Annotated in this window: 20 protein-coding genes and 1 riboswitch; of the genes, 7 read left to right on the plus strand and 13 right to left on the minus strand. The window is 44.0% G+C overall.

Annotated elements, in window-relative coordinates; genetic code table 11:
- Nucleotides 1-18: 18 nt before the first annotated feature.
- A complete protein-coding gene (locus O2Q26_RS11655; protein ID WP_289216071.1) occupies nucleotides 19-741 on the plus strand; it encodes a CBS domain-containing protein in 723 nt (240 codons plus the stop codon).
- The gene (locus O2Q26_RS11660) at nucleotides 734-2,458 is read left to right on the plus strand and encodes an ABC transporter ATP-binding protein (protein ID WP_289216072.1); all 1,725 of its coding nucleotides are present in this window, start codon (nucleotides 734-736) and stop codon (nucleotides 2,456-2,458) included. The genes O2Q26_RS11655 and O2Q26_RS11660 overlap by 8 nt, the downstream gene beginning before the upstream one ends.
- Nucleotides 2,459-2,562: 104 nt before the next feature.
- Here the strand turns inward: O2Q26_RS11660 and O2Q26_RS11665 are convergent, their stop codons facing one another.
- Nucleotides 2,563-3,801 carry a flagellin N-terminal helical domain-containing protein gene (locus O2Q26_RS11665; RefSeq protein ID WP_289216073.1) on the minus strand — a complete coding sequence of 413 codons (1,239 nt, stop codon included), beginning with the start codon at nucleotides 3,799-3,801 and terminating at the stop codon, nucleotides 2,563-2,565.
- A 677-nt stretch (nucleotides 3,802-4,478) separates the two neighbouring features.
- Nucleotides 4,479-4,582, plus strand: a riboswitch (SAM riboswitch).
- Between the two features lie 87 nt (nucleotides 4,583-4,669).
- On the opposite strand from O2Q26_RS11665, the gene O2Q26_RS11670 reads away from it, so the two are divergent.
- The 4 genes from O2Q26_RS11670 (at nucleotide 4,670) to O2Q26_RS11685 (ending at nucleotide 7,657) form a co-directional block, all read left to right on the plus strand.
- On the plus strand, nucleotides 4,670-5,710 hold the full coding sequence (locus tag O2Q26_RS11670) for a methionine ABC transporter ATP-binding protein (RefSeq protein ID WP_289216074.1): 1,041 nt from the start codon (nucleotides 4,670-4,672) through the stop codon (nucleotides 5,708-5,710).
- Nucleotides 5,670-6,332, plus strand: coding sequence for a methionine ABC transporter permease (locus O2Q26_RS11675; RefSeq protein WP_289216075.1), 663 nt, complete (start codon nucleotides 5,670-5,672; stop codon nucleotides 6,330-6,332). Before O2Q26_RS11670 ends, O2Q26_RS11675 begins: the two co-directional genes overlap by 41 nt.
- Nucleotides 6,333-6,354: 22 nt before the next feature.
- A complete protein-coding gene (locus O2Q26_RS11680) occupies nucleotides 6,355-7,182 on the plus strand; it encodes a MetQ/NlpA family ABC transporter substrate-binding protein (protein ID WP_289216076.1) in 828 nt (275 codons plus the stop codon).
- Between the two features lie 247 nt (nucleotides 7,183-7,429).
- A complete protein-coding gene (locus tag O2Q26_RS11685) occupies nucleotides 7,430-7,657 on the plus strand; it encodes a hypothetical protein (RefSeq protein ID WP_289216077.1) in 228 nt (75 codons plus the stop codon).
- 582 nt (nucleotides 7,658-8,239) lie between these two features.
- On the opposite strand, the gene O2Q26_RS11690 is transcribed toward O2Q26_RS11685, so the two are convergent.
- The 3 genes from O2Q26_RS11690 to O2Q26_RS11700 all read right to left on the minus strand — a co-directional run bounded on the left by O2Q26_RS11690 (nucleotide 8,240) and on the right by O2Q26_RS11700 (nucleotide 11,323).
- Nucleotides 8,240-9,940 carry a M3 family oligoendopeptidase gene (locus O2Q26_RS11690; protein WP_289216078.1) on the minus strand — a complete coding sequence of 567 codons (1,701 nt, stop codon included), beginning with the start codon at nucleotides 9,938-9,940 and terminating at the stop codon, nucleotides 8,240-8,242.
- Between the two features lie 59 nt (nucleotides 9,941-9,999).
- Nucleotides 10,000-10,176, minus strand: a complete 177-nt coding sequence (locus O2Q26_RS11695; protein ID WP_289216079.1) for a hypothetical protein — start codon at nucleotides 10,174-10,176, stop codon at nucleotides 10,000-10,002.
- A gap of 220 nt (nucleotides 10,177-10,396) precedes the next feature.
- Nucleotides 10,397-11,323, minus strand: a complete 927-nt coding sequence (locus O2Q26_RS11700; protein WP_289216080.1) for an Ltp family lipoprotein — start codon at nucleotides 11,321-11,323, stop codon at nucleotides 10,397-10,399.
- 367 nt (nucleotides 11,324-11,690) lie between these two features.
- Here O2Q26_RS11700 and O2Q26_RS11705 point away from each other — a divergent pair, with 367 nt between their 5' ends.
- Entirely contained in the window at nucleotides 11,691-13,058 is a 1,368-nt protein-coding gene (locus O2Q26_RS11705; protein ID WP_289216081.1) for a TrkH family potassium uptake protein, read from the plus strand.
- 246 nt (nucleotides 13,059-13,304) lie between these two features.
- On the opposite strand, the gene O2Q26_RS11710 is transcribed toward O2Q26_RS11705, so the two are convergent.
- The 9 genes from O2Q26_RS11710 to O2Q26_RS11750 form a co-directional block, all read right to left on the minus strand.
- Complete coding sequence (locus tag O2Q26_RS11710) at nucleotides 13,305-14,486, minus strand: M20 metallopeptidase family protein (RefSeq protein ID WP_289216082.1); 1,182 nt, start codon at nucleotides 14,484-14,486, stop codon at nucleotides 13,305-13,307.
- A 70-nt stretch (nucleotides 14,487-14,556) separates the two neighbouring features.
- On the minus strand, nucleotides 14,557-15,588 hold the full coding sequence (locus tag O2Q26_RS11715) for a TRAP transporter substrate-binding protein (protein ID WP_289216083.1): 1,032 nt from the start codon (nucleotides 15,586-15,588) through the stop codon (nucleotides 14,557-14,559).
- A gap of 98 nt (nucleotides 15,589-15,686) precedes the next feature.
- Nucleotides 15,687-16,475 carry a creatininase family protein gene (locus O2Q26_RS11720; protein ID WP_289216084.1) on the minus strand — a complete coding sequence of 263 codons (789 nt, stop codon included), beginning with the start codon at nucleotides 16,473-16,475 and terminating at the stop codon, nucleotides 15,687-15,689.
- Between the two features lie 180 nt (nucleotides 16,476-16,655).
- Complete coding sequence (locus O2Q26_RS11725) at nucleotides 16,656-17,927, minus strand: TRAP transporter large permease (RefSeq protein ID WP_289216085.1); 1,272 nt, start codon at nucleotides 17,925-17,927, stop codon at nucleotides 16,656-16,658.
- On the minus strand, nucleotides 17,924-18,436 hold the full coding sequence (locus O2Q26_RS11730; protein ID WP_289216086.1) for a TRAP transporter small permease: 513 nt from the start codon (nucleotides 18,434-18,436) through the stop codon (nucleotides 17,924-17,926). Before O2Q26_RS11730 ends, O2Q26_RS11725 begins: the two co-directional genes overlap by 4 nt.
- A gap of 51 nt (nucleotides 18,437-18,487) precedes the next feature.
- The gene (locus tag O2Q26_RS11735; RefSeq protein WP_289216087.1) at nucleotides 18,488-19,204 is read right to left on the minus strand and encodes a GntR family transcriptional regulator; all 717 of its coding nucleotides are present in this window, start codon (nucleotides 19,202-19,204) and stop codon (nucleotides 18,488-18,490) included.
- Nucleotides 19,205-19,453: 249 nt separating this feature from the next.
- Entirely contained in the window at nucleotides 19,454-20,431 is a 978-nt protein-coding gene (locus O2Q26_RS11740; RefSeq protein WP_289216088.1) for a class F sortase, read from the minus strand.
- Between the two features lie 49 nt (nucleotides 20,432-20,480).
- Entirely contained in the window at nucleotides 20,481-21,815 is a 1,335-nt protein-coding gene (locus tag O2Q26_RS11745) for a copper amine oxidase (protein ID WP_289216089.1), read from the minus strand.
- 734 nt (nucleotides 21,816-22,549) lie between these two features.
- Nucleotides 22,550-22,723, minus strand: a complete 174-nt coding sequence (locus tag O2Q26_RS11750) for a hypothetical protein (protein ID WP_289216090.1) — start codon at nucleotides 22,721-22,723, stop codon at nucleotides 22,550-22,552.
- Nucleotides 22,724-22,971 lie beyond the last annotated feature (248 nt).

Here is a 22,971-nt window from a genome sequence, read left to right on the forward strand (position 1 = left end):
AAAGGTGGTGGTAAGGTCGTGAGTGAATTAGTGAAGCGTTTTGAAATGGCGTTCAATCAAATCCATCAGACGCTGAAGGAAATGAACGGCTACCCGAAAAATGATAACTTCGTCGAGCTGCTGCAGCGATCGCGGGACCGCAGTATCATCAAGGAGCACTTTGACGCCCTCCGGCAGTATGCGAAGCTGCGTAATGCAATCGTTCATGAACGTGTGCGTGACGGGTATTATATCGCATCCCCCCACGAAGAGGTCGTAGAGGAGCTTGAAAAAATTAAACAAACGCTTGATCAACCTCCGCTCGCGCTGGATATTGCGTCACGTCCGGTGATGTTCTTCTATGCGGATTCGGAGCTGCTTGATGTCATGAAAGAGTTCCGTGAACACCGTGTGTCTCAGTTTCCGATTTATGAAGGTCCTAAAGGAATGTTTCTCGGCTTACTGACGGACACGGCAATCGTCCGGTGGATGAGCCATAACGTGGTGGACGGCTCCGTAAGCATGGCGGGCGTGACGGTGAACGACCTGCTTGAGGAAGAATCGATGCATGAGGCCGTCTTTTTGCCGGAGGACGAGTCCGTCTTTGAGGTCGAGGATGTGTATGAGCGCAGCCATGCGAACGGGCATAAATTAAAAGCGGTGCTGATTACAGAAAGCGGCAGCCGCGATGAATCGCCGCTCGGCATCGTGACGGCGTGGGACTTGATCAAAGTCGATGCCGGGGTGTCGGCGGATGAGTGATCAGAAGCGTTCGGTGAAAGAATTCTTTTCCTATATACGAGCGGGGCTGCCGGCGAAATGGCTCGTTGCTGTGGCACTTGTGCTCAGTCTGCTGGAAACAGCAGCCAGTCTGATCGTACCCCTGTTTGCCCGCGATTTAGTCGATCAGCTGGCCGACGGCGGTCTGAGTACCGGACTGATTGTGTTTCTTGCGGTGACATTTTTAATTCAGACGGTGTCGGGCGGATTTTCCTACTATATACTGGCGTACATCGGCGAGCATATCGTCGCCCATATTCGTCAAAAGCTGTGGAATCATATCTTGCGTCTGCCTGTGACTTATTTTGACGAACATGAATCGGGCGAAACGATGAGCCGGATTACGCAGGATACGACGACGGTGAAAAACTTAATAACGAACCATCTTGTGTCGTTTATTACCGGAATCATTACGATCATCGGTGCTGTTGTCATTCTGCTTACGATCGATTGGCGGATGACGCTGATCATGCTGTCGTCCGTGCCGGTCGCTCTATTCGTGCTGATGCCGTTAGGACGCATCATGTACCGGGTATCGCGCAAGCTGCAGGATGAAATGGCCGATTTCAGTGCCAACCTTGGACGCGTGCTGAGCGAAATCCGGCTCGTGAAATCGTCGAATGCTGAAGAAGCAGAAAGCGATAAAGGCGCTCGCGGCATCGGGCAGCTGTTTACATACGGACTGAAGGAAGCCCGTATCCAGGCGATTATCTCCCCTTTTGTCACGACGATCATTATGGTCGTGCTTGTTGTCTTGATCGGCTATGGCGGTGTGCGTGTCGCTTCGGGAGCGTTAAGTGCCGGCTCTTTAGTGGCCGTTATCATTTACGTATTTCAGATCATCGTGCCGTTCAGTCAAATGGCGACGTTTTTTACCGCGTTTCAAAAAGCGATGGGAGCAACGGAACGGATTCAGTATTTGCATGAACTTCCTGTCGAACGTCTGCAGCCAGGCACCGACATTACCGGTGAAGGCTTGCGTTTTTCCAATGTGTCGTTTGGCTACCGTGGTTCGGAGCGAGTGATTTTGAAAGGATTGAACTTTTCTGTAGATCCAGGTGAAGCGGTGGCGCTCGTCGGACCAAGCGGTGCCGGGAAAACGACGGTATTTTCATTGATTGAAAGATTTTATGAACCATCGGACGGTTCGATCACTGTCGGAGATATGGACCTTGAGTCGATCGGCCTGGAAGAATGGCGGCGCTCGATCGGCTACGTGTCTCAGGACAGTCCGGTCATGTCCGGCACGATACGCGATAATATTTGCTATGGGTTAAAAGGCGACATCATCGATTTGCATATCGAAGGCGCCCTGCACCAGGCGAATGCCTATGACTTCGTCCATCAGCTGGAAGACGGCATCCACACCTGGGTCGGAGAACGCGGCATCAAACTCTCCGGCGGCCAGCGCCAGCGCATCGCCATCGCCCGAGCCTTGCTGCGAGATCCTTCGGTGCTGCTGCTCGATGAAGCGACTTCGAATCTTGACTCTGAGTCAGAAGCCGCTGTTCAAGATGCGCTGCGGGCGCTGATGGAAGGGCGAACCACTTTGGTGATCGCCCACCGCTTATCGACGGTGGTTGATGCGGATCAGCTGTTGATGCTTGAGGATGGGATGATTACGGGGCAAGGGAATCATGCAGAGTTGTATCAGGAGAATGAGCGGTATCGGGAGTTGGTTGATCAGCAGATGCTTTGAGTGTAGAGAAGGAAATAAAAAACGCGTGAAATCCAGATTGTTGAATCTGATTTCACGCGTTTTTTGTCTAGGTAGAGTTTTACCCCAGCCTGTTTTTAAGAACTTTATTGTAGAAGTTGAAGAACTCCTTGTGGCTGCTGGTTTGCTTGAGCCAGCATTGCTTGTGATGCTTGTCCAAGGATTGAATTCTTTGTTTGATTCATCATTTCTGCTGCCATATCCACGTCTCGAATACGGGATTCAGCTGCAGTTAGATTTTCTGAAGAGGTACTTAAATTATTGATTGTATGGTCAAGACGGTTTTGAGTCGCCCCTAACTTTGAACGTTCTGCTGAAACTTTACTAATCGCTGTATCGATTACATTAATAGCAGTGTTAGCTTGAGATTGAGTACTAACCTGCAAACCTTCTACACCTAGACTAGAGGATGTCATTTCATTTATAGACAAACTCAAATTCTGTCCAGTGTTTGAACCTATTTGGAATGTAGCACTTCCATCCTGCCTTACATTTTCAGCTTGAGTGGTTTCAGAAAAATTAGAAAGTACATCAGTAGCAGCAGTTCTAACGTTACCAGAACTATCCTCTACTGAAAAAGTTAATCCATTTATAGCATTTGATGTACCACCATCTGTTGCAGTTAGATTAATTTTCCCATCCGCGTAAGTGGTATCGGCATCTGAAACTAGTCCTGCTAAATCAGATACTGCTGTAGTCGCTCCAACAGTTAATGAATCCTCAATAGTTTCTCCATCCTTAACATAAGAAACTTTTATAACGTCGTCTACAGCTATCCCTAAACTATTACCATCTGAATCTTCCAATTCTGTTAAAACTCCAGCTCCATCTGTAATATTAGTATCTGAAACTTGCAATACTCCACTTTCATTAACATTTGCTACAGCTGCGTCCACTGGGCCACCCATTGAACCATCAAGTAAATTCTTCGTGTTGAACTCAGTATCATTAGAAATACGATCTATTTCGCTAGATAATTGATCAATCTCTTTTTGGATTTCTTTTCTATCATCTGCAGTGTTAGTGTCATTTGATGATTGGACAGATAATTCACGCATACGCTGAAGAATATCATGAGTCTCGTTCAAAGCACCTTCAGCAGTCTGAATCATAGAAATACCATCCTGTGAGTTACGTTGAGCTTGATCCAACCCACGAATCTGACCACGCATTTTCTCTGAAATCGCAAGACCCGCTGCATCGTCTCCTGCTTTGTTAATACGAAGTCCTGAAGAAAGTTTCTCCATTGAATTTTGCTGTGCCTGGTTAGCTTGTCCCATTTGGCGGTGTGTGTTTAACGCCGCAATGTTGTGATTAATTCTCATTATAATTACCTCCGTGTTTTTTTAGAGCACGTCCTTGTGCTCGTTTTAATTTATAAAAACTCGCTATGAGTTCCTACCATGAATTTCTTCTCTAGCAATTTTAAATGATGAGTCTGCTTGGAGACCGATTCTTTATAAACCGTCCTCTGTCTTGATCGCTTCGACCACAAGGGTATCTCCTTTGTGTTCAACCACGATCTTCTCACCGGGCTTTCTACCAATTACAATGTGCCACTTATATCATCCTCTTTGATGATATATCTTATATCGGATGGATCATGGAGATATAAAGCGATTTTTTATATTTATTTTCACCGGTTCGTATACCCCACTATTGAGGAAATCTATCAACACTCTTTTTAATGTTGCTTTGCGAACGATTAAGATCATTCTATTCTTCTCCAAATTCTCATCCTAGATAAATAGGACTTTTAAATGAATAAGTTAGGCTCAATAATCGATTACATACAGACTTTTGAGATATGATCGTTTCCTTTTATTAAGTGCGTGAACGTTTTCTAAATTACCATTAATTATTATAATTGTTATTTATTTCCTAAAACATCATCAATTCAAAGCTGACAATTGACGAATCGTGTAGAAATATAGGAAATAGGATTTACAACATAAATGGTTTACTGTAAAGTATTAAAGAACAATAATTTTAAATATTATAATTCTTATGAAGAGTGACAGAGGGAATGGCCCGTTGACGTCACAGCAACCTTCCTGCCGGAGTGGTGCTAATTCCTGCAGAATCATAGATTCTGCGAGATAAGAGTTTGGCCGTTTATAGCGAAACTCTTTCCTCATTGGAAAGGGTTTTTTATTTTAAGGCTTGGCGATTTTTAAAAAAGGAGGGCACGAGATGATTTCGATTGAACAGCTGAGTAAAGTCTATCAAACAAAAGACCGCAAAATTATCGGCGTGGATGACGTCACGATGTCGGTCGAACAGGGAGAAATTTTCGGAATCGTCGGGTACAGCGGGGCAGGAAAAAGTTCTTTGCTTCGCTGTATGAATATTTTGGAAAGGCCGACCAGCGGAAAAGTGGTGCTGGACGGAACGGATCTGCTGTCGCTTTCGCCAAAGGAATTACGTACCGCCCGGCAGTCGATCGGTATGATTTTTCAAGGATTTCACTTAGCGATGTCTAAAACTGTATTAGAAAATGTCGCGTTTGCCTTGAAAGCTTCCAAGGTGGGAAGGGTTGAAAGAAGAAGGCGTGCCTTAGAGCTTCTCGATCTTGTCGGTCTCTCTGATAAAGCCGATCAATACCCTGCCCAGTTAAGCGGAGGGCAGAAACAGCGGGTCAGTATCGCCCGCTCACTCGCTAACGATCCGAAGGTGCTTCTATGTGATGAGGCGACTTCCGCTCTCGATCCGAACACGACGCAGTCGATTCTTAAGCTGCTGAAGAAAATCAACCGGGAGCTCGGGTTAACGATCGTCTTGATCACTCACGAAATGGAAGTCGTCAAAGAGATTTGCGACCGCTGCGCGGTCATGGAAGAGGGCCGGATCGTGGAGGAAGGCGAAACGTATCATATGTTCGCTCATCCGCAAAATGATTTGACGAAGCGTTTCATCCAGACCGTGCTTGATTTCAACCTTCCAAAGGAACTGCTGGAGAAAAGCAAAGGGACAATCGTCCATATGAAGTTCACGGGTGAACTTGCGGGTGAGTCGATCGTTTCTGACCTGTTGAAAAACTATGAAGTGAGCGGCAATATTCTTCACGGAAAAGTCGACTATATCCAAAATAAAGCGTTAGGCACGTTCGTCATAGAATTAACAGGCGAAGACGCAGAAGTGCAGCGGGCTATAGAGCATGTACGTCAAAAGGTAGAAGTGGAGGTGCTGCCGCATGATGGATCAGTTCATCACTCTGTTGCCGGAGCTGAATAAATCGTTTCTGGAAACGTTGATTATGGTTGCGATTGGACTTGGTGTCGCTTTAGTCGCCGGATTACCGTTAGGCCTTCTGCTTTTTGTTACAGACCGTGGATTATTTCTTGAAAATAAAGTAGTGAAAAGCGTGACAGGGATCATTGTGAATCTGGTTCGATCGGTCCCGTTCATCATTTTACTCGTCTTTTTATTTCCTTTTACTAATTTTCTCGTCGGTTCAACGACGGGACCTGTGGCCGCTTCGGTCGCTTTATCCGTAGCTGCCATTCCATTTTATGCGCGTATCGTCGAATCCTCTGCCCGGGATATCGACCGCGGCGTGATCGAAGCTGCGATTGCCTGTGGAGCTTCGCCGTGGTTGATTATTAAAGATATTATTTTTCCAGAGATAAAGCCGGGTCTGATCAGCGGATTGACGATTACCGCGATAAGCTTGATCGGCTATTCTGCGATGGCAGGAGCGATTGGCGGCGGAGGTATCGGTGACCTGGCGATCCGCTACGGCTACTACCGTTACGACAACTTCGTCATGTTTACGACCGTCATTATATTGATTGTGATGGTTCAAGTCATTCAGTATGCAGGTGACTTCTTAGCAAAATACGTTAAAAAAGGGTAATACACCTTGAGGAGGGTACAACATGAAAAAAATATCAGCTTTCCTTATCCTACTTTCCATCGCCTTCTTAGCAGCTTGCGGTGAAGATGAGGGGAATAGTGATTCATCAAACGAGAAAGAAACGATTAACTTTGGTGCGACAGCCGGTCCATATAGCGATATGGTGACGCAAGCTATCGCTCCGCTGCTTGAAGAAAAAGGATATGAAGTTACAAACAAAGAGTTCACAGACTATGTGCAGCCGAACAAAGCCCTGGCCAATGGCGACCTGGATGCCAACCTTTTTCAACATAAAATTTATTTAGATTCTTTCGCGGAAGAGAATAACCTGGAATTGTCTGAGGTTATCGTTGTGCCGACCGCTCCAATGGGCATTTACTCCAACACGTACGATGACTTCGACAGCATAGAAGACGGAAGTACAATGGGCGTTCCTAACGATCCGACAAACTTAGCCCGTGCCTTGATTGTTCTGGAAGATGAAGGTCTTGTGACGATTAAAGAAGACGTTGATCCACTGCGTGCTTCTTTATCAGACATTGAAGAAAACCCTAAATCCCTCGATTTCGTAGAAGTGGAAGCTGGTCAACTGCCCCGTCTCGTAGACAGTGAAGACTTAGCGGCTGTCCCAGGAAACTATGCACTTGCCGCAGATATGGATCTGCTGGACGCGCTGGCTCTTGAAGATATGCCAGACGATTACCGCAACCGTGTGGTCGTCAATACAGAAGATACCGACGCGGCTTTCGTGGAAGATATCAAGGAAGTCATCGAGTCGGATGAATTTGAAGAAATTATCGATGAAGACTTCGAAGGTTTCGGTAAGCCGGCTTGGATGGAAGAAGAATAATCATCTCGTTTTGCGAAATGTTAAAAGTACTACAAAGAAGCAGCTCCGCGGCTTACGGAGCTGCTTTTTTTAAATGATAAATGAATATTTGAATTTAGCAGACTGTGTTACTTCCTTAACATTGACACCTTTCACTTTATGTCTATACTATTAATGTAAGAAGCTTACATTATCAGCACTTTCCGCATACACTGAATAGCAAAAAGCGTGTGGTGACGGTGCATACAAAAGGGAGGATTGCAAGAAAATGAAGGCAACTAAATCCCCTCGCAAACAATCACCAAAAACTCTTCGGGACAATCTGCGCAAAAGAAAACAAAACATTGAAGATCAAAAGCTTCAAGACATCGCTTCACAAATTAATTTAGATGCTTTAGAGGACAAGCCTGCTCTCCCTGTTGATAGATACGGTCGGGTTGATATCGATCCGAGTCATCCAAGTTATGATTATTGGACAAATGATGATGTAGAATGAAACCAGGCTATCTTTATGAACTTTGGTTTCCCCATGAAGAAGGGTCGGGCGGAGAAAAGCGTCCGACTCTTATTTTGGTTATAAGCGATGATACCACTAAAGTAACTCAATCCGGGCCAAACAATAGTCATCCTTAACGTATACCCCTCACTAGCAAGCAAGCTCATTTATCTGAAAAATCACACGCTCCATATGATCGTCATGAATGGTTTGATAATGAAGAGCTTATCCCTAGAGGTAAATTAGATGCTGAGGAATTTTCGGATATCGTTCACATCTGGATGGAACATAACAACTTATAAACAATTAGGAGAGGCGACTAACCTTTGTCATCCTCCATCACCGAACGTGCAGTTCTCCGACTGTTGCCCTGTCCACAGCATTTCTTCTTTCATACTTAGATGAAAATGTAAGAAAAAAGTGCTGAAATGTCAGTATTAACCCGAGAAATGTTAGAATTACTTTCCAAAATGTAAGAAAAACACTCGCAAATGTAAGAAAAAGCTAGCCAAATGTCAGTATTAATTCTCACCCCAGCCAAAAAGCAGTTCCGCAACTCACGGAACTGCTTTTTTTATAGGGCTATACCTGCATATTTTCCACTTCCGCTATTTCCTTCTGCAGAAAATCCATCAACTCCTGAATCATTTCTCCCGAAAAATCAAAACGAATGCCAGCCGCTTCGTACACGTCAGCTAATGACTTCGTATTGCCGAGCGCCAGCGCTTTTTTGTAGCGGTCCAGCGTGCCCTCAGGGTCTTCTTTATACTGCTTATACATTTGCACCGCGCCGAGCTGGGCGATAACATACTCCACATAATAGAACGGCACTTCAAAAATATGAAGGATGAAGAGCCACTCTTTCCTGCGCGCGTCCTCATAGCCGCTCCAATCGACGACGCCTGAAGACAGCTCTTTAGACAGGGCACCGAATTTCTCCATCCGTTCTTCCTTCGTATGCTTCGGATTTTCGTACATCCAGTGCTGGAACTGATCGACGCGGATCCCGCCGGGCAGGAACGTCACGATGTCGCGCAGCAGATCAAGCTTAGCCTGCCGCTGTTCTTCTTTTGAATAAAAGTGATCCCATTGATCAATCGAAAACAGCTCCATCGTCATACTGGCCAGCTCCGATGATTCCATCGGCGTCTCCCGATCGTAGGCTAACGGCTGCTGAAGCTTCAAGTCGTTATGAATGCAGTGGCCCATTTCGTGGAACAGCGTCATCATGTCCGCGTGCGTGTGGGATGCGTTCATGAAGATAAAGGAAAGCTGTGATACCGGCAGTGGCGTACAGAAACCGCCCGGCGATTTATTTTTACGCGTTTCTAAATCGAGCATGCCTTTGTCATCCATCACATCGATCAATTCAGAGAAACGGGGATCGATTTGCTTCAGCGCTTTCGACGTACGATTGACCAGCTCATCCCGCTTGGAAAAAGGTTTCAGTGGCGTACGTCCTTTAGGTACAGCACTGCGGTCATACGGACGGAGCACATCGACACCTAATTCCTCCTGCTTCTGCTTTTCTATTTTTTCAGCAACGGGCAGGACATGCTCACGTATGGAAGCCGCCAGTTGCTTGCAATCCTCAGGTGTATAATCAAAGCGCTCATATTTCTTGAACATGTAGTCCCGATAATTCGCGAGACCACTGTTTGCCGCTTTCTTCTCACGGAGCTCCATCAGCTCACTCATAATCTCCTGAAGTTCATCCTCCACCGTCGTCAGCGATTGAAAGATTTTATCAAAAGCGGACTTCCTCACCGTTCGATCAGGATTCTCTAAATAAGGAAACAGCTCAGGAATCGTTTTTTCCTCGCCATTCCAGTCCGCTGACAACCCGCCCGTCAGCTCAAAATAACGGGTAGCGAGACGATCCTCTTCCACCTCAAGTCCAATATTCTCTTCACGAAAGAGCTCCATCGCATTTTCTTTACTGCGCAGAAGCCTGCCGTATTTTTCTTTATCGAGATCATCCTTAAAAGGCGAGCTCATCAGCTTGTCATCAAGCTTTGCCGTGTACGTTTTCATTAAAGGCTCATTCTTCTCCTGATCATGCTCAAACGCCCGCTTCGCCTCTGCATCTTGATTATGCGCCTGGAAATCGATATAGTGCCCATCAAGAGCTTCCCGCAGCTCATCGTAAAAAGTCGAAACCTCAAGCAGCCACGATTCCACGTCGGCCAACGAATGGAAAGGCAGCTGAACGAGGCTCTCAATCTTAGCTTCGATAGCCTTTGTATCCTGCAAATCATGCTTTTCTATGTAGATCGAACTCATTATAAATCCCCCTCTTTCTTCATATATATATAGCATTCGCTAAAAGGAATAGAATTCCTTCACGCTTTCTTACGCGCTCTGAATTCAGTTCCGAAAAATATGGCAGCGATAAGGAACAGGGCATTGGAGATCATTAATACGATGCCGTTCCATTGTCCGTCGAAAATGGTGGTGTTGACGAGTGTCATGACGTGCATGGCGATGATGACGATAAATAGGATGATGTAGGTTTTCAACGTTCTCTCCTCCTTTTTTACATTTCTACCTTATCATAAGAATCCGCGGGTTTTTATGCAAATAAATGTATTTTGCACATGTATATAGATCTAGTAACTTTGCAATTCGCTCTGCCGTATAAAAAGCCCGACTGGGAGGAGCTTCAATAACCTACCTACATAAAATTCTGCATAGAAAAAGAGAGTAGCAGACTCCTACTCTCTAAATATAACTTATCTATTATAAACCAACCTGGTCTGCAGCGTATGTTGCATCTTCTGTACTGTACCCCTCAAATTTTAATTGATCGATCAATCCCTGCCTTGAAAAAGATGAGTAATCGAGATAGCTTTGTGCCGCACTTACCGCCTGTTCTCTCCAGTCCACCGTGATATTCTCTACAGCGTAGGAAGCATCGTCTGTTTTGTGTCCCTCAAATTCTAATTGTTCGATCAAACCTTCTTTTGAGAAAGCCGTGTAATCAATATAACCTTGAGCCGCATTCACCGCCTGCTCTCTCCAGTCCACCGTGATGTTCTCTACACCGTAGGAAGCATCGTCTTGACTGAATCCCTCAAATTCTAATTGTTCAATCAAACCTTCTTTCGAGAAAGCTGTGTAATCAATATAGCTTTGAGCTGCACCCACCGCTTGTTCTTGAGAAACAGTCACACTATTTTCTTCCTGTTCTTTCTTCGCTTGTTCTTCCGCCTCTTTCGCTTCTTGTTCTTCCTTCTCTTTCTGTGCCTGTTCCTCGGCTTCTTTTGCTTCCTGCTCTTCCTTCTCTTTCTGTGCCTGTTCCTCGGCTTCTTTTGCTTCTTGCTCTTCTTGTTCTTTCTGGGCCTGCTCTTCGGCTTCTTTTGCTTCTTGCTCTTCTTGCTCTTTCTGTGCTTCTTCTTCAGCTGGCTTAGCTTCCTCTTCCTGCTTAGCCTCTTCTTCAGCTTCTTTATCTTCTGCGGAAGCTTCAACTGCGACCTCTTCAGCAACAGGTGCTTCATCAGACATCGATCCTACAATCACAGCCAGGACTAGAAGTGCGAACAGGAAACCACCTGACTTAGCTAAGTTCTTGAATCTGTTATTCTTCCCTTTCATAAAGGCAAATGCAACAAAGACGATCATACCTGCAAAAGCTGCTAACATTAAAATCATTAAAATTGTTTCCACCGATTCATCTCCCCTTATTAAGTTTTAAGTAATTGTTTATATGATCAAGGACTTATGAACTAATTTCCATACTATTATACCATTTCCAACGCTATATTTTCTCAGTTTTTTGGTTAATTTTCCATGAAATATTGGAAGTTTTCTTAAAATTAGGAAGACGATAGGCAGGCGAAGGATTTTTCTTCTAAATGTTCGATGGATGGAACAATAACGATTTCAAGGGATGAAACAGTGGAGGGCAAAATTCACCATAATTATAATGTTTTATGCTCCTTTTAAAATAGAGTTGTCAAACCTTCTTAAAAGCTATAAAATCCATGTATGCTCTGGAATTATTGACTTGTCGATTGCGAAGGAGGTTCCGTATATGTTCCGTTCCTTAAGAGAGAATTTCAACAGATTTTTTAACCGGCTTACACCCTTTCAAGTTATTGTTTTATTTTATTTTTCAGCCGTTTTGATCTCGACATTGCTTATCAGTTTTCCTTTTTTACATAGAGAAGGCGTCCACTTAAGTTTCATCGATACCCTGTTTACTGCTGTCAGTGCTGTTAGTGTCACAGGGTTAACCGTTGTTTCAACTGCAGACACCTTCAATACCCCGGGATATTTTGTATTAATGTTTATACTCCAATTTGGAGGGATAGGTGTTATGACGCTAGGTACATTTATTTGGTTGATGCTGGGGAAAAAGATTGGGTTGAAGCGAAGACAATTGATTAAAACGGATCAAAACCAATCTACTTTTTCAGGCATGGTCAAGCTGATCCGGCAGATTTTATTAATCATTATTATTATAGAACTATTAGGAGCTCTCATTTTAGGCATATACTTTACACGTTATTTCCCTACGCTGGGTGAAGCGTTTGTTCAGGGAATGTTTGCCTCCGTAAGTGCGACAACGAACGCCGGCTTTGACATAACCGGGACTTCGCTTGTGATGTTTCAAGATGACTACTTTGTTCAGTTTATTAATATGCTCTTACTCACTCTTGGAGCCATAGGATTTCCTGTACTTATTGAAGTAAAAGATTACCTGACAAAGAAACAAAAGCATTTCATTAATTTTTCACTATTTGCTAAGTTAACATCCGTTACTTTTGGTGCACTGGTTGTCGTAGGTACCATCCTTATCTATTTTTTAGACCGTGATCATTTTTTTGCGGGGAAAACGTGGCATGAAGCCTTTTTCTATTCCCTGTTCCAATCCGTTACCACTCGTAACGGAGGGCTTGCCACAATGGATGTCAGTGAGTTCAGTGCACCTACCTTGCTCGTTATATGTGTGCTTATGTTTATTGGTGCATCTCCCAGCAGTGTTGGCGGGGGAATTCGAACAACCACGTTCGCCATAACTCTTTTAAGTGTGATTGCCTATGCTCGAGGAAAAAGCAGTGTACGTGTTTTCAGGCGCGAAATTGATCCAGAAGATATCTTCCGTTCTTTCATTGTCATAAATACAGCCATTATGATTGTAGGTATAGGGGTTATACTGCTGAACTATTTCGAACCTCAATTGTCACTCCTTTCGCTCACATTTGAGGCTTGCTCAGCATTCGGGACAACCGGTTTATCGATGGGGGCGACAGCTGATCTGCACTTAGCTGGAAAAATAGTTATTATTTCGCTGATGTTTATCGGACGAATAGGAATCTTTTCTTTCCTATTTATTATTAGAGGACGAACTAGTAAAGACAAATACCACTATCCAAAAGAGCCGATGATTATTGGTTAATTATAAAAAAATGCATCACCTGGATTTAGGGGGTGCATTTTTTAAAATAGAGATTGAGCTCCATACAAAAAAGTCGTTCCGTGTAAGGGCGCACATATTGCACTCCTGCACGGAACGACTAGGTTATCTTCAATTCTTTACTGCAGAGAAGCAGGTTTCGAAGGTTTCGAAGGCTCCGATTCCGTCCCATCAAGATACACCGTCGTTACATAATACGAGTGATCGGCATCATAAAAGTAACGAAAATTACTCACCGCTTAAATACTCTACCGCAAATGCACTCATGGCCATAACACCAGTCGGAATCGCTTTCTCATCAAACACAATCCCCGGGTTATGCAGGGACCTTGTTGACTGCTCTGAATCATTGCGCGTGCCAATTCTAAACAACATTCCTTCTACTTCCTCCAAGTAAAAGGAAAAGTCCTCTCCACCGAGCGACGGATCTGTCAGATAGTGAACGCCGTCCTCACCGAGCAGTTCTTGCGATGACTTCAAAAAGATATCGACAATCTCATCATTATTAATGACAGGGGGACTTCCAGGCATAAACGTCACATCTGCAGTCGTCTTGTTGGCTTTTGCTACATGCTTACTCATCTGTTCGATACTTTGTTTAATTTGTTCACGTGTGTCCGGGTCTAGCGTCCGAAGGGATCCCGACAGGCTCACTTTATCGGCAATGATATTATCACCTGTTCCCCCGTTAATCTGCCCAAGGGTAACTACGGCTGAGTTTAACGGCGACAATTGTCTTGAAACGATCGACTGCAAGTTCGTGACGAGCTGACTCGCAACTGGGATCGGATCAATACTAATATGTGGATGCGCTGCATGCCCGCCGCTTCCGTATACATCAATGGTAAACTTGTCGGCTGCCGCCATAATGGGTCCGTGTCGTACGCCGACTTTTCCCGCATCGACAAGCGGCCAAGTATGAAGGCAAACGATGTTATCTACTTTTGGTTCATCATGCAAAGCGCCATTCTCAATAGCAAATTTCGCCCCTTCCATCACTTCTTCTCCAGGTTGAAAGATGAATTTAACCTGACCAGATAAGTCATTCTTCATGCGGTCAAGTACAATAGCTGTCCCGAGTAAAACCGTTGTATGTAAGTCATGTCCGCAAGCATGCATGACCCCATCAACATCCGAACTGAACTCCAAACCTGTTTTCTCATGAATCGGCAACGCATCAAGATCTCCTCGCAGGGCCAGGGTTTTTCCATCTTTAGCCCCACGAAGCACCCCAATAACTCCAACACCACCCTTCATGACTTTTAAATCGATACTCGTGTCTTTCAAATAGTCCATCACAAATTCAGTTGTCTTAAATTCGTTCATACTAAGCTCCGGATTGCGATGCAAATGGCGTCTGACCTCAATCAGTTCTGAGTTAATTTCAGCTACAATTCCTTTTATGTCCATGCCCATTCTCCTTCTATAAAAGTAAAGATTATGAAGGGTGCAGCAAGCACCCCACATAACCTTTTAAAGTTTATAAGTCTTCTTGACCCATCTCTGTAATTTGTTCATATAAATCTTCGCCCCAGATTTCTGTCCCCATCTCATCACGCACAGATTGGGTTGCTTCTTTGAATGCTTCAACATCTGGATCTATAAATTCAACTCCACTATCCTCTATTTCTGTACGCATCTCTTCTGCGCTCGCATCAAGCTGCTCTTTCGCATACTCTTCGCCTTTTGTAGCAGCGTCCATTACGGTCTCTCTATAATCTTCAGGCAAGCTTTGTAAAAACTCATCATTAACAGTAACAAAAGCAGGCTTGAACATGTGATTCGTGTTGATTATATAATCCTGTACCTCTTGGAAACCTGATGCATAAATGGTCTCTAATGGATTCTCCTGTGCATCTACTACTCCTGTTTGCAGGCCATTGTACAATTCACCAAAGTCCATCGGTGTTGGACTTGCACCTAACGCGTCAAACGTCTCGATATAGTAATCTACTTCTGGAGCACGAATTTTTAAACCCTTCATATCCTCTGGGGTTTCAATTGGATCGTTAGCTGAAACAACACGAGGTCCTCTTGGTAAAATCGCAATGTTTTGTACGCCTTCCTCGCTTACTAATTGCTCGTTCCATTCTTCACCAATGTCAGATGCTAAAACATGACTCCAATGTTCGTTTGATTTCATCAAATACGGCAGCGACAAGTATTCAATCTCGTCCATCCCTGGATCACCACTAGACATCATCTGAATCGTGTTCGTTTTCACCTGCTCCATCTGCTCAGCAGTTGAACCTAATTCATTTCCTGGAAAAAGCTCAACCGTCACGTTCCCATCAGTTTCTTCTTCAACGATCTTTTTAAATTCTTCCATCCCCTGGTAAGCTGGTTCACCCTCGTTTGCCCACGTGCTGTAAGTAATTTCAAAAGTTTCACTTGTTTCTCCGCCGTCTCCTCCGTCTGAGGAATCCCCAGAGCCTTCATCCCCGCTTCCGGAACAAGCAGAAGCTACTAACAACAGACCACTCAAACCTGACGCCAATAAAAACTTTCTCATAAGTAAAAACTCCTTTTATATTAATTTATGAATCTGACATAATGACATGGCTGCTCTTCAAACTTCCGCTCGTCACCTCCTTTAAATTAAAGATACGATTAAAGCTTCATATTTGAATCATTGAGCTTCTCTACTAACGTAACTCCCATTTGGGTAATATGGTCAACAATCTTCTCGCCTTTCTCTGCCGAAGACTGAGTAGGATTACCTAATATCCCTTCTGGAGAAACCTCTTCGATATTAAAGTAGAGGTTCGCACTCGACTCCCCAACTTGCACTTCCTTCATATTCTTAATCGTAAAGTCATTCCACTGCTCCTTCTCTTCCCAATCACCCAAAAGATCCATGCGCATGTCATCTGGATATAAATAATGCATGATAGAGGTCAGAGGTTCACCTCCGTGACCTGACGGATCCCGCTCGCCATAAAGTTCTTTTTTCTTACCGGGCTGGACCGCCTGCCAAAGATTAACCGATGCGATCATCGTCTGATCTTCCCGCCTCACTTTACGCGCCACCTGTTCAACAGCCGGCGCATTACCAGCGTGTCCGTTGAACACAAGAATTCTTGTAATGCCGTGTTCAATCAAGCTTCTGAAAATATCCTCTAATATACTGATGACCGTTTCTTGTGAAAGAGAGATCGTTCCCGGATACCCTCGGAAATACTCTGAATTACCGAAAGGAATGGTTGGAATATATACGGCATCGGACTGCTCAGCAACACGTTTCGCAATAGCGGTTGCCGCTAAGTAGTCTCCTGTAATCGAGTGCGGCCCGTGCTCTTCCATGGAGCCAAGAGGTACAATTACTACTGGATCTTTTTTATAAACTTTCTGTGCTTCTTTCCAAGTCATATGATGAATCGCATGTTTGTTTGTATTCACTGAAATTCTCCTTGTGTAATAAAGTTGTCTTTCCTTAACGTTAATAGGATTAATTTGTTTGTTAATTATTGGCTGCTATGGTAAAATGATAAAAGAGTTATTGATGTATAAATCCCTGGCTGCTTAAGGTCTTTGTAGAGGTTGCTCAAGCAGCAGTCATTCATGACGCCTTCATTTAGGTTAGAAGAACAGATCGACGATAACGAGCGTCAACTGTGGGAAAAAAGCAATGACAAACGCCGTAACTATTAATGGTGCGTACATAGGCAGCATCTCTTTAACCAGCGCCGTATATTTAAGCTTGGCAATGTCCGCAACAATGTATAACAAAATTCCAACCGGCGGCGTTGCTCCACCGATAGTAAGCGTGATGACCATCAGCACCCCAAAGTGAATGGGATCAACGCCTACTTGCATTACAATTGGCGTTAAAATGGGTGCAAATACGATAATTCCCTCAGATGGAAGCATAAACAAACCAATTAGAAGTAAGAAAACAACAAGCATCGCTAGAATCACATGTTCATTAGTCGATATGCCTAAAATAAAATCACCTAACGTCACAGAGATCCTTGACCGTGTTACCACCCAAGCAAACACGGTTGCGGCTGCTAAAGTAAACAAGATGTTTGCTGTATCAAAGCTTGTTCTTTTTAATATCCCGCCAAATGATTTCAAATTCACATTTTTATAGTAGAAAAATGTGATTAAAATTGCATATAATACTGCAATAGCAGCGGATTCAGTTGGTGTAAACACCCCGCTGACAATACCCACAACGATAATAACAGGTAACAATAAGGCTAAAAATCCTGATGATAGAGCGGAGCCTGCTTGTCTAACGGTTGCCCGCTTATAACTGGGATAACCTCTTTTGGTTGCAATAAAATATGTGTAGACCATCAGAGACAAAGCTAGTAATGCCCCAGGTATGATCCCTGCTATCAGCAGTGGACCAATCGGTTGCTGCGTGACGATCCCAAAAATGATTAACGTTATACTCGGGGGAATAATTGGTCCGACAATTGATGATGCCGCAGTAATCGCAGCTGCAAACTTTTTGTCATATCCCTCTCTTTCCATAGACGGGATAAGCACAGATCCTAAGGCAACGGTGTCGGCAGTAGCTGAACCAGATATACCTGAAAAAAGAACACTTGCAAGGATATTCACCTGAGCCAGTCCACCTTTAATGTGACCGACAAAAACTCTCGCTACGTCAATAATCCGATTCGTAATCCCTCCTGAATTCATCAGTTCCCCCAAAAGCAGGAAAAACGGAACGGCAAGCAGTGTAAATGAATCAACACCTCGGACCATACTCTGTGCTACCATTCCCAGGTCAACACCTTCAGCAATCAAGTAAACCATTGAAGCAATGCCCAACGAGAACGCGACAGGCACGCCAACTAATATAAGTAAAATCATGACCAGTAATACTGTAAAAATCATTCCTTCACCTCCTCTTCAGTCGTACTGTTAGTCTGGTAAACCCCATTTCTAAAATCCAGGAAGTCATAAACACTTCGAATAATTGTGAAAATTATCATTAATCCTGATCCCACCGGTGCTGCAATACGCCACCACGAGTACGGGATATCGAGTGCACCCGTCGTATTCGAGTGCGCAGCAGCTATCACTTCCTGCGAGCTATAAATCACAATAACTAAAAACACAATAATGACTGCACGTATGATGAATGATGTAATGAGTTGGACAATGGGCGGCATATACTCTTGAAGCATATTGACCGCCAAGTGCCGATCGTCCAGCGATACCACTCCGACTCCTAGAAATACCACCCATACTAACAGGAACCGCCCTAACTCGTCCGTCCACGTTAATGGACTATCCAATACAAATCGGAAAAAAACTTGAAGAATGGTAACAAATACAATTCCAAATAGTAAGAAAGCTGTCACATACCTCAAATACTTCGCCAAATCCTTACGCTTTTTCATTTCATTCCTCCTTTCTCAACTTTAGTTTCATACTTTTTTCGTAAAACCCCCTCAATATTCAAACTCATGCCCATCTTTCGAAAAGACCACCGTGTACGGCCACTGCTCCGTATCCACATAATACTCAACATACTCTACCGGATTATAATCGCTGTCATAGGACACCCGGTTGATTTTCAGCAAAGGAGCACCCTCTCTTACTTCTAATATAGAACTGAGATGTGAATCTGCCACCGCAGCCTTTATCTCCTCTTTTACATATTCAAAATTAATGCCCAGCACCTCAGATGCGAACTGACGCATATACAAAATGTCTCCCGCTTCTTTGATCTTATTGATATCCACATCATTGTAATAAGAATTTAAAATGAAGATCGGCTTATCCTTCTCTTTCCTAAGACGTGAAACTTTTATTAAGGACGAATCTTCTTCCAATTTGAAAATATCCGTAATTTCCTTATCTGCGATGACCTTCGATACATCCAGCGTCTTACACGTAAGATCTCCCGCCGTATTTCTAAACTGAGAACTGAATCCCCCCATCGGCATCCACGGGGCCGACACCGAATTCTCCGCGACTATCGTTCCAATGCCCGGCTTCCCTGTAATAAATCCTTCTGTTTTTAACTTGGCTAAAGCCTGCCTGACCGGAGCACGACTAACGCCATAAATATTTTGCAGTTCAGCCTCCGTTGGAAGAACATCCCCCACAGAGTAGAAATTGCTTTTGATTTTGTTGTATAAGTCATTGAATATTTCTTCATTCAATTTCTTTTTGATGAAGATCACCTCATAAATGATAATATTTGAATACTTTGTTATAACAAAGTTTCCTTTATACTACCGGTACTTATCAGGGAAGTCAACAATATTTTTGAATTTTCTTTCAATTTATTTTTAAAACTTTTTAAAATTAAACCTCTTTTTTTGTGAATTTTATTATTTTTTTCGATTTTTTCAGACAAAAAAATGCAGCTCCGCAACTTACGGAACTGCTCAGTCAATCTCATTATTCGACTATTCAGGCGCAACCTTGGAAGGATCCGACTCCGTCCCATCAAGATACACCGTCGTTACATAATACGAGTGATCGGCCGCTTCTTCATCCGTGAACGATTTGCGTTCGTGGGATGAAATGCTTGCGACTTTTTCGTAATTTTCCCCGTCTGTGCTTTTATAGACACGATAGCCGGCAACGCCTTCTACGCGTACTGCGTGCCAGGTGATGAACGTGCCGCTTACTTCAACGTTTGTCGGTGCCTGGATATCAAGCTCCTGTTCTTCTTCCTCTTCCGGCTGTTCAGGTTCGACGAGTTCAGTATAGACGACGAGACGTTCATCGTGGGTGCCGGCTTCACGGTTGAAGGTTCCGGTGCATGTGATCAGGTTGAGATTTTTTTGATCGGTCGGTCCAAAAATCTCATTGATTGGTGAATCGGTATACGGATAGCTTTCCATCCGCTTCACGGTATACGTAAGCTCGGTGCCCTCTTCATCAGAAACGATGATGTCATCGCCTTCTTCCAATTGATCGAGCTTAAAGAATACCGCCGGGCCCGTCTTACTATCAACATGACCGGCTAACACGGAGTTCCCGGTGTCCCCGGGTTTCGTGCCTGGCTCGAACCAGCCGACTTTCTCCATTTCCTGTGGCACACCCATCTGTCCGTTATCGAGGATGCCGACTTGTTCAATCGATGCATCCACGTCGATGCTTGGAATCTTGATGTGTGTCGGGGTAATGCCTTCTTCTTTTTTCTTTTCGGTTTGGAATTTCTCTAAGGTTTCCTGATCATTTAAGATGGTGAACTCTTCATCGAGCGGGACGTCTTCCTCAGGAGGAGTAAGGTTTTCGTCCGACTGTGAAGAAAGCTCCCCTCTTGTATCTTCTTCAGGTTCGGAACTGTTCGTCCAGTTCGCAAAAACATCGGTACTATAGGCCGTGAGCAGCAGGGCAACTAAGCCCACTACAGTAAAATAGATTTTCCACTTCATTGCCCTTCGCTCCTTTTTTTAAAAAAGTTTCTCTTTCTAGTGTAGCATGTTATTGATTAGCATTCTTTCTGATCATGAATCCAGCACCAGCTAGAGCTGTTACGGCAAAAGCAACCCACATCCACGTGGTGCTTGCTGCATCAGTTGCTCCACCGAAACCAGTCTTCGGCATTTCTTCAGGCATTTCTTCTCCTGCAAACTGATCTGGCATTTGCGTCACTATCGCTTCGCCTAATGTTTCACCAATTCCAAACATGAAGCCATATCCTTCACGGTACGATTCATAAGCAGCTTCATAATCGCCGGCTACATAGTTGTCAAACGTAGCAAGGACTTGTTCTTCATGCTGCCATACTGCTTCTGTCGCGGCTTCAGCTGGAAGATTTCCTTCTGTTGATGTTCCAAGGAACGCGCCGAATTCTTCAGCGAACATTTGCAGGCTTTCTTCGGCTTGCATACGTGCTTCTTCATCTTCTTCTAGTGCAGCTGTAATGATATCAGACTGTGCATTGATGTGATCCTGCTGCCAAACTTTTTCAAACTGAGCAGCTCCTTCATCGCCATAAATAGAAGCGATCGCTGCTTTGAAATCTTCTGTGTGCATATTTTCAGCCCACGTGACGAAATCGTAATCAGACGCCTGGTCATATCCTTTTTGCATTTCAAGAGCAGCTAACGCAAAGTGTTCAGAAGCCAGACTGTTCAACGTAGAACGAAGGTCAGCGGCTGGTGTGTCGGCTTTCGTATTTTCAAATTGATCAGGCATTTGAGTTGTAATGGCTGTAGATAAAGCTTTACTAATATCAAACATACGGTGGAATCCTTCACGGTACGCACCATACGCTTCTTCATATTCTTCATTTACATAGTGATCGAACGTGCTGATCACATCTTCCTCATGGGCAGCCAGCACTTCTTTCGCTGCGTCAGCTGGAAGATTGCCTTCCGTCGCCGTTGATAAAAATTCACCGAATTCCTCTACGAATTCGTCAACTTCTGCTTCCGCTTCTTCACGCATCGCTTCGTCGCCACTTTTCGCAGCTTCGACGAAATCTGGAGAATAATCGTTATGGTTCACAAAAATCTCTTCGAATTGAGCGGCTGCCTCATCGCCGTAGACGGAAGCTACTGCCGGCGTCATATCCATCGCATTTTGATCAAGTGCAGCATACGCCTGCTCGGCATCTTCTGCATCATCATAATCCTTCATCATCGCGGTTGTTGCTAAAGCGAAGTGTTCCGATAGCAGCTGATCCAGAGTTGATCTCAAATCAGAGGCTGGCGTTTTTGTCGTTGGTTCTGAGTGGTCATGTGCCATTGCCAGGGATGGGGTAAGCAGCATAATGGCCATGATCGTTATAAGTATTCGTTTGGCTGTTTTCATGTTTCGGTCACTCTCCTTTAGTTTTTGTTGGTATTCTGTGTAGCTATCGAATGGGCGGAAAGTTTGGATCACTTTTTTTGCGGATTTTTTTATTTTTTTGTTTTTGGAGTGGTATTTTGTTGATTTGACGGAGATGAGAGGGATTAAAAATAACATTTCGATACCTTAATAGAGGATAGGACGCAGGGGAACGAGTCGCTTTCCGCGGGAGCGCGGTGAGCTTCCTCAGGCTAGCGCCTTCCGGGATCTCACCATGCACTTTTTTCCCGCAGGAGTCTCCCCGTTCCCCTGCGTCCTTTGCTGTAATAAGCATATCGAAATAATGGATATACTTTTAAAATCGTCTCGATTCTTTCACAAATTTAATCCCAACTTCAGCCTGTCTACGATGACTTCGAAAACCCGCCGCAATTGAAAACACGCAACTATCAACTTCTATATGACTTTGGATGTATGTACTCAAAAAAATAGAAATGATTTAATTCCGGAAGGCTCCGTTGCTCTCTATTACATAAAGGGTTCGGGTCAAAGGCGAGACTCCTGTGGGATGAGCGGGGTAGATGAGACCCCGGAAGGCGAAGCCTGAGGAGACTCATCACATGCCCACGGTAAGCGAGTCGTTGCCCCGAACCGTTTTCTCTATCAAAAATCAACGGAACAGGAGAACTTCACGATTCGTAAAAGTAACACAAAAAACCCTCCGCCGCCAAAGCGATGCAGGGTCGAGTATATATCTAGTTTTGAATAAGGATCTCTTCTTTCATGTAGACACTCTCGTCGCTGTCGAAGTGTTCGATGATGGTGCGTTCTTCAACGGGCTGGGCGTCGGCTTCTTTAAAGGCGAACAGGCCGAGTAGTACGAGCGAGAATAAAAGGAATGTGCGTGAGTCTTTCAAAAAGTTTTTCATCATATAAGTGTCCCCTATGCGTAAATTTAGGCTAGGATCAAGTACTTGGCTGACGTTCGTTATACTTGTAAAAAAAGTAATTTCTTCCCGAGCTTAGGGTAATAAGGGCACCTTAATCTTCCTGTACTGCTCTTGGTCAAATAGCACTCGTTCGCTAACAATCTATGTTCTATGATACTACATTTTTGCAGAAATAATTAGAAAAAAATTGTTACGTTTCTGTTAATTATTTTACTCTGTTAAGTTTC

It is taken from the genome of Halobacillus campisalis, from assembly GCF_030345335.1.
Lineage (GTDB): Bacteria > Bacillota > Bacilli > Bacillales > Halobacillaceae > Halobacillus_A > Halobacillus_A campisalis.

Coding starts and splice junctions, on each gene's coding strand:
- O2Q26_RS11670 (WP_289216074.1), top strand. CDS start 4,670: ATGATTTCGATTGAACAGCTGAGTAAAGTCTATCAAACAAAAGACCGC.
- O2Q26_RS11680 (WP_289216076.1), top strand. CDS start 6,355: ATGAAAAAAATATCAGCTTTCCTTATCCTACTTTCCATCGCCTTCTTA.
- O2Q26_RS11685 (WP_289216077.1), top strand. CDS start 7,430: ATGAAGGCAACTAAATCCCCTCGCAAACAATCACCAAAAACTCTTCGG.
- O2Q26_RS11725 (WP_289216085.1), bottom strand. CDS start 17,927: ATGATTTTTACAGTATTACTGGTCATGATTTTACTTATATTAGTTGGC.
- O2Q26_RS11730 (WP_289216086.1), bottom strand. CDS start 18,436: ATGAAAAAGCGTAAGGATTTGGCGAAGTATTTGAGGTATGTGACAGCT.
- O2Q26_RS11705 (WP_289216081.1), top strand. CDS start 11,691: ATGTTCCGTTCCTTAAGAGAGAATTTCAACAGATTTTTTAACCGGCTT.
- O2Q26_RS11745 (WP_289216089.1), bottom strand. CDS start 21,815: ATGAAAACAGCCAAACGAATACTTATAACGATCATGGCCATTATGCTG.
- O2Q26_RS11660 (WP_289216072.1), top strand. CDS start 734: ATGAGTGATCAGAAGCGTTCGGTGAAAGAATTCTTTTCCTATATACGA.
- O2Q26_RS11740 (WP_289216088.1), bottom strand. CDS start 20,431: ATGAAGTGGAAAATCTATTTTACTGTAGTGGGCTTAGTTGCCCTGCTG.
- O2Q26_RS11675 (WP_289216075.1), top strand. CDS start 5,670: ATGATGGATCAGTTCATCACTCTGTTGCCGGAGCTGAATAAATCGTTT.
- O2Q26_RS11665 (WP_289216073.1), bottom strand. CDS start 3,801: ATGAGAATTAATCACAACATTGCGGCGTTAAACACACACCGCCAAATG.
- O2Q26_RS11715 (WP_289216083.1), bottom strand. CDS start 15,588: ATGAGAAAGTTTTTATTGGCGTCAGGTTTGAGTGGTCTGTTGTTAGTA.
- O2Q26_RS11690 (WP_289216078.1), bottom strand. CDS start 9,940: ATGAGTTCGATCTACATAGAAAAGCATGATTTGCAGGATACAAAGGCT.
- O2Q26_RS11750 (WP_289216090.1), bottom strand. CDS start 22,723: ATGAAAAACTTTTTGAAAGACTCACGCACATTCCTTTTATTCTCGCTC.
- O2Q26_RS11710 (WP_289216082.1), bottom strand. CDS start 14,486: ATGGACATAAAAGGAATTGTAGCTGAAATTAACTCAGAACTGATTGAG.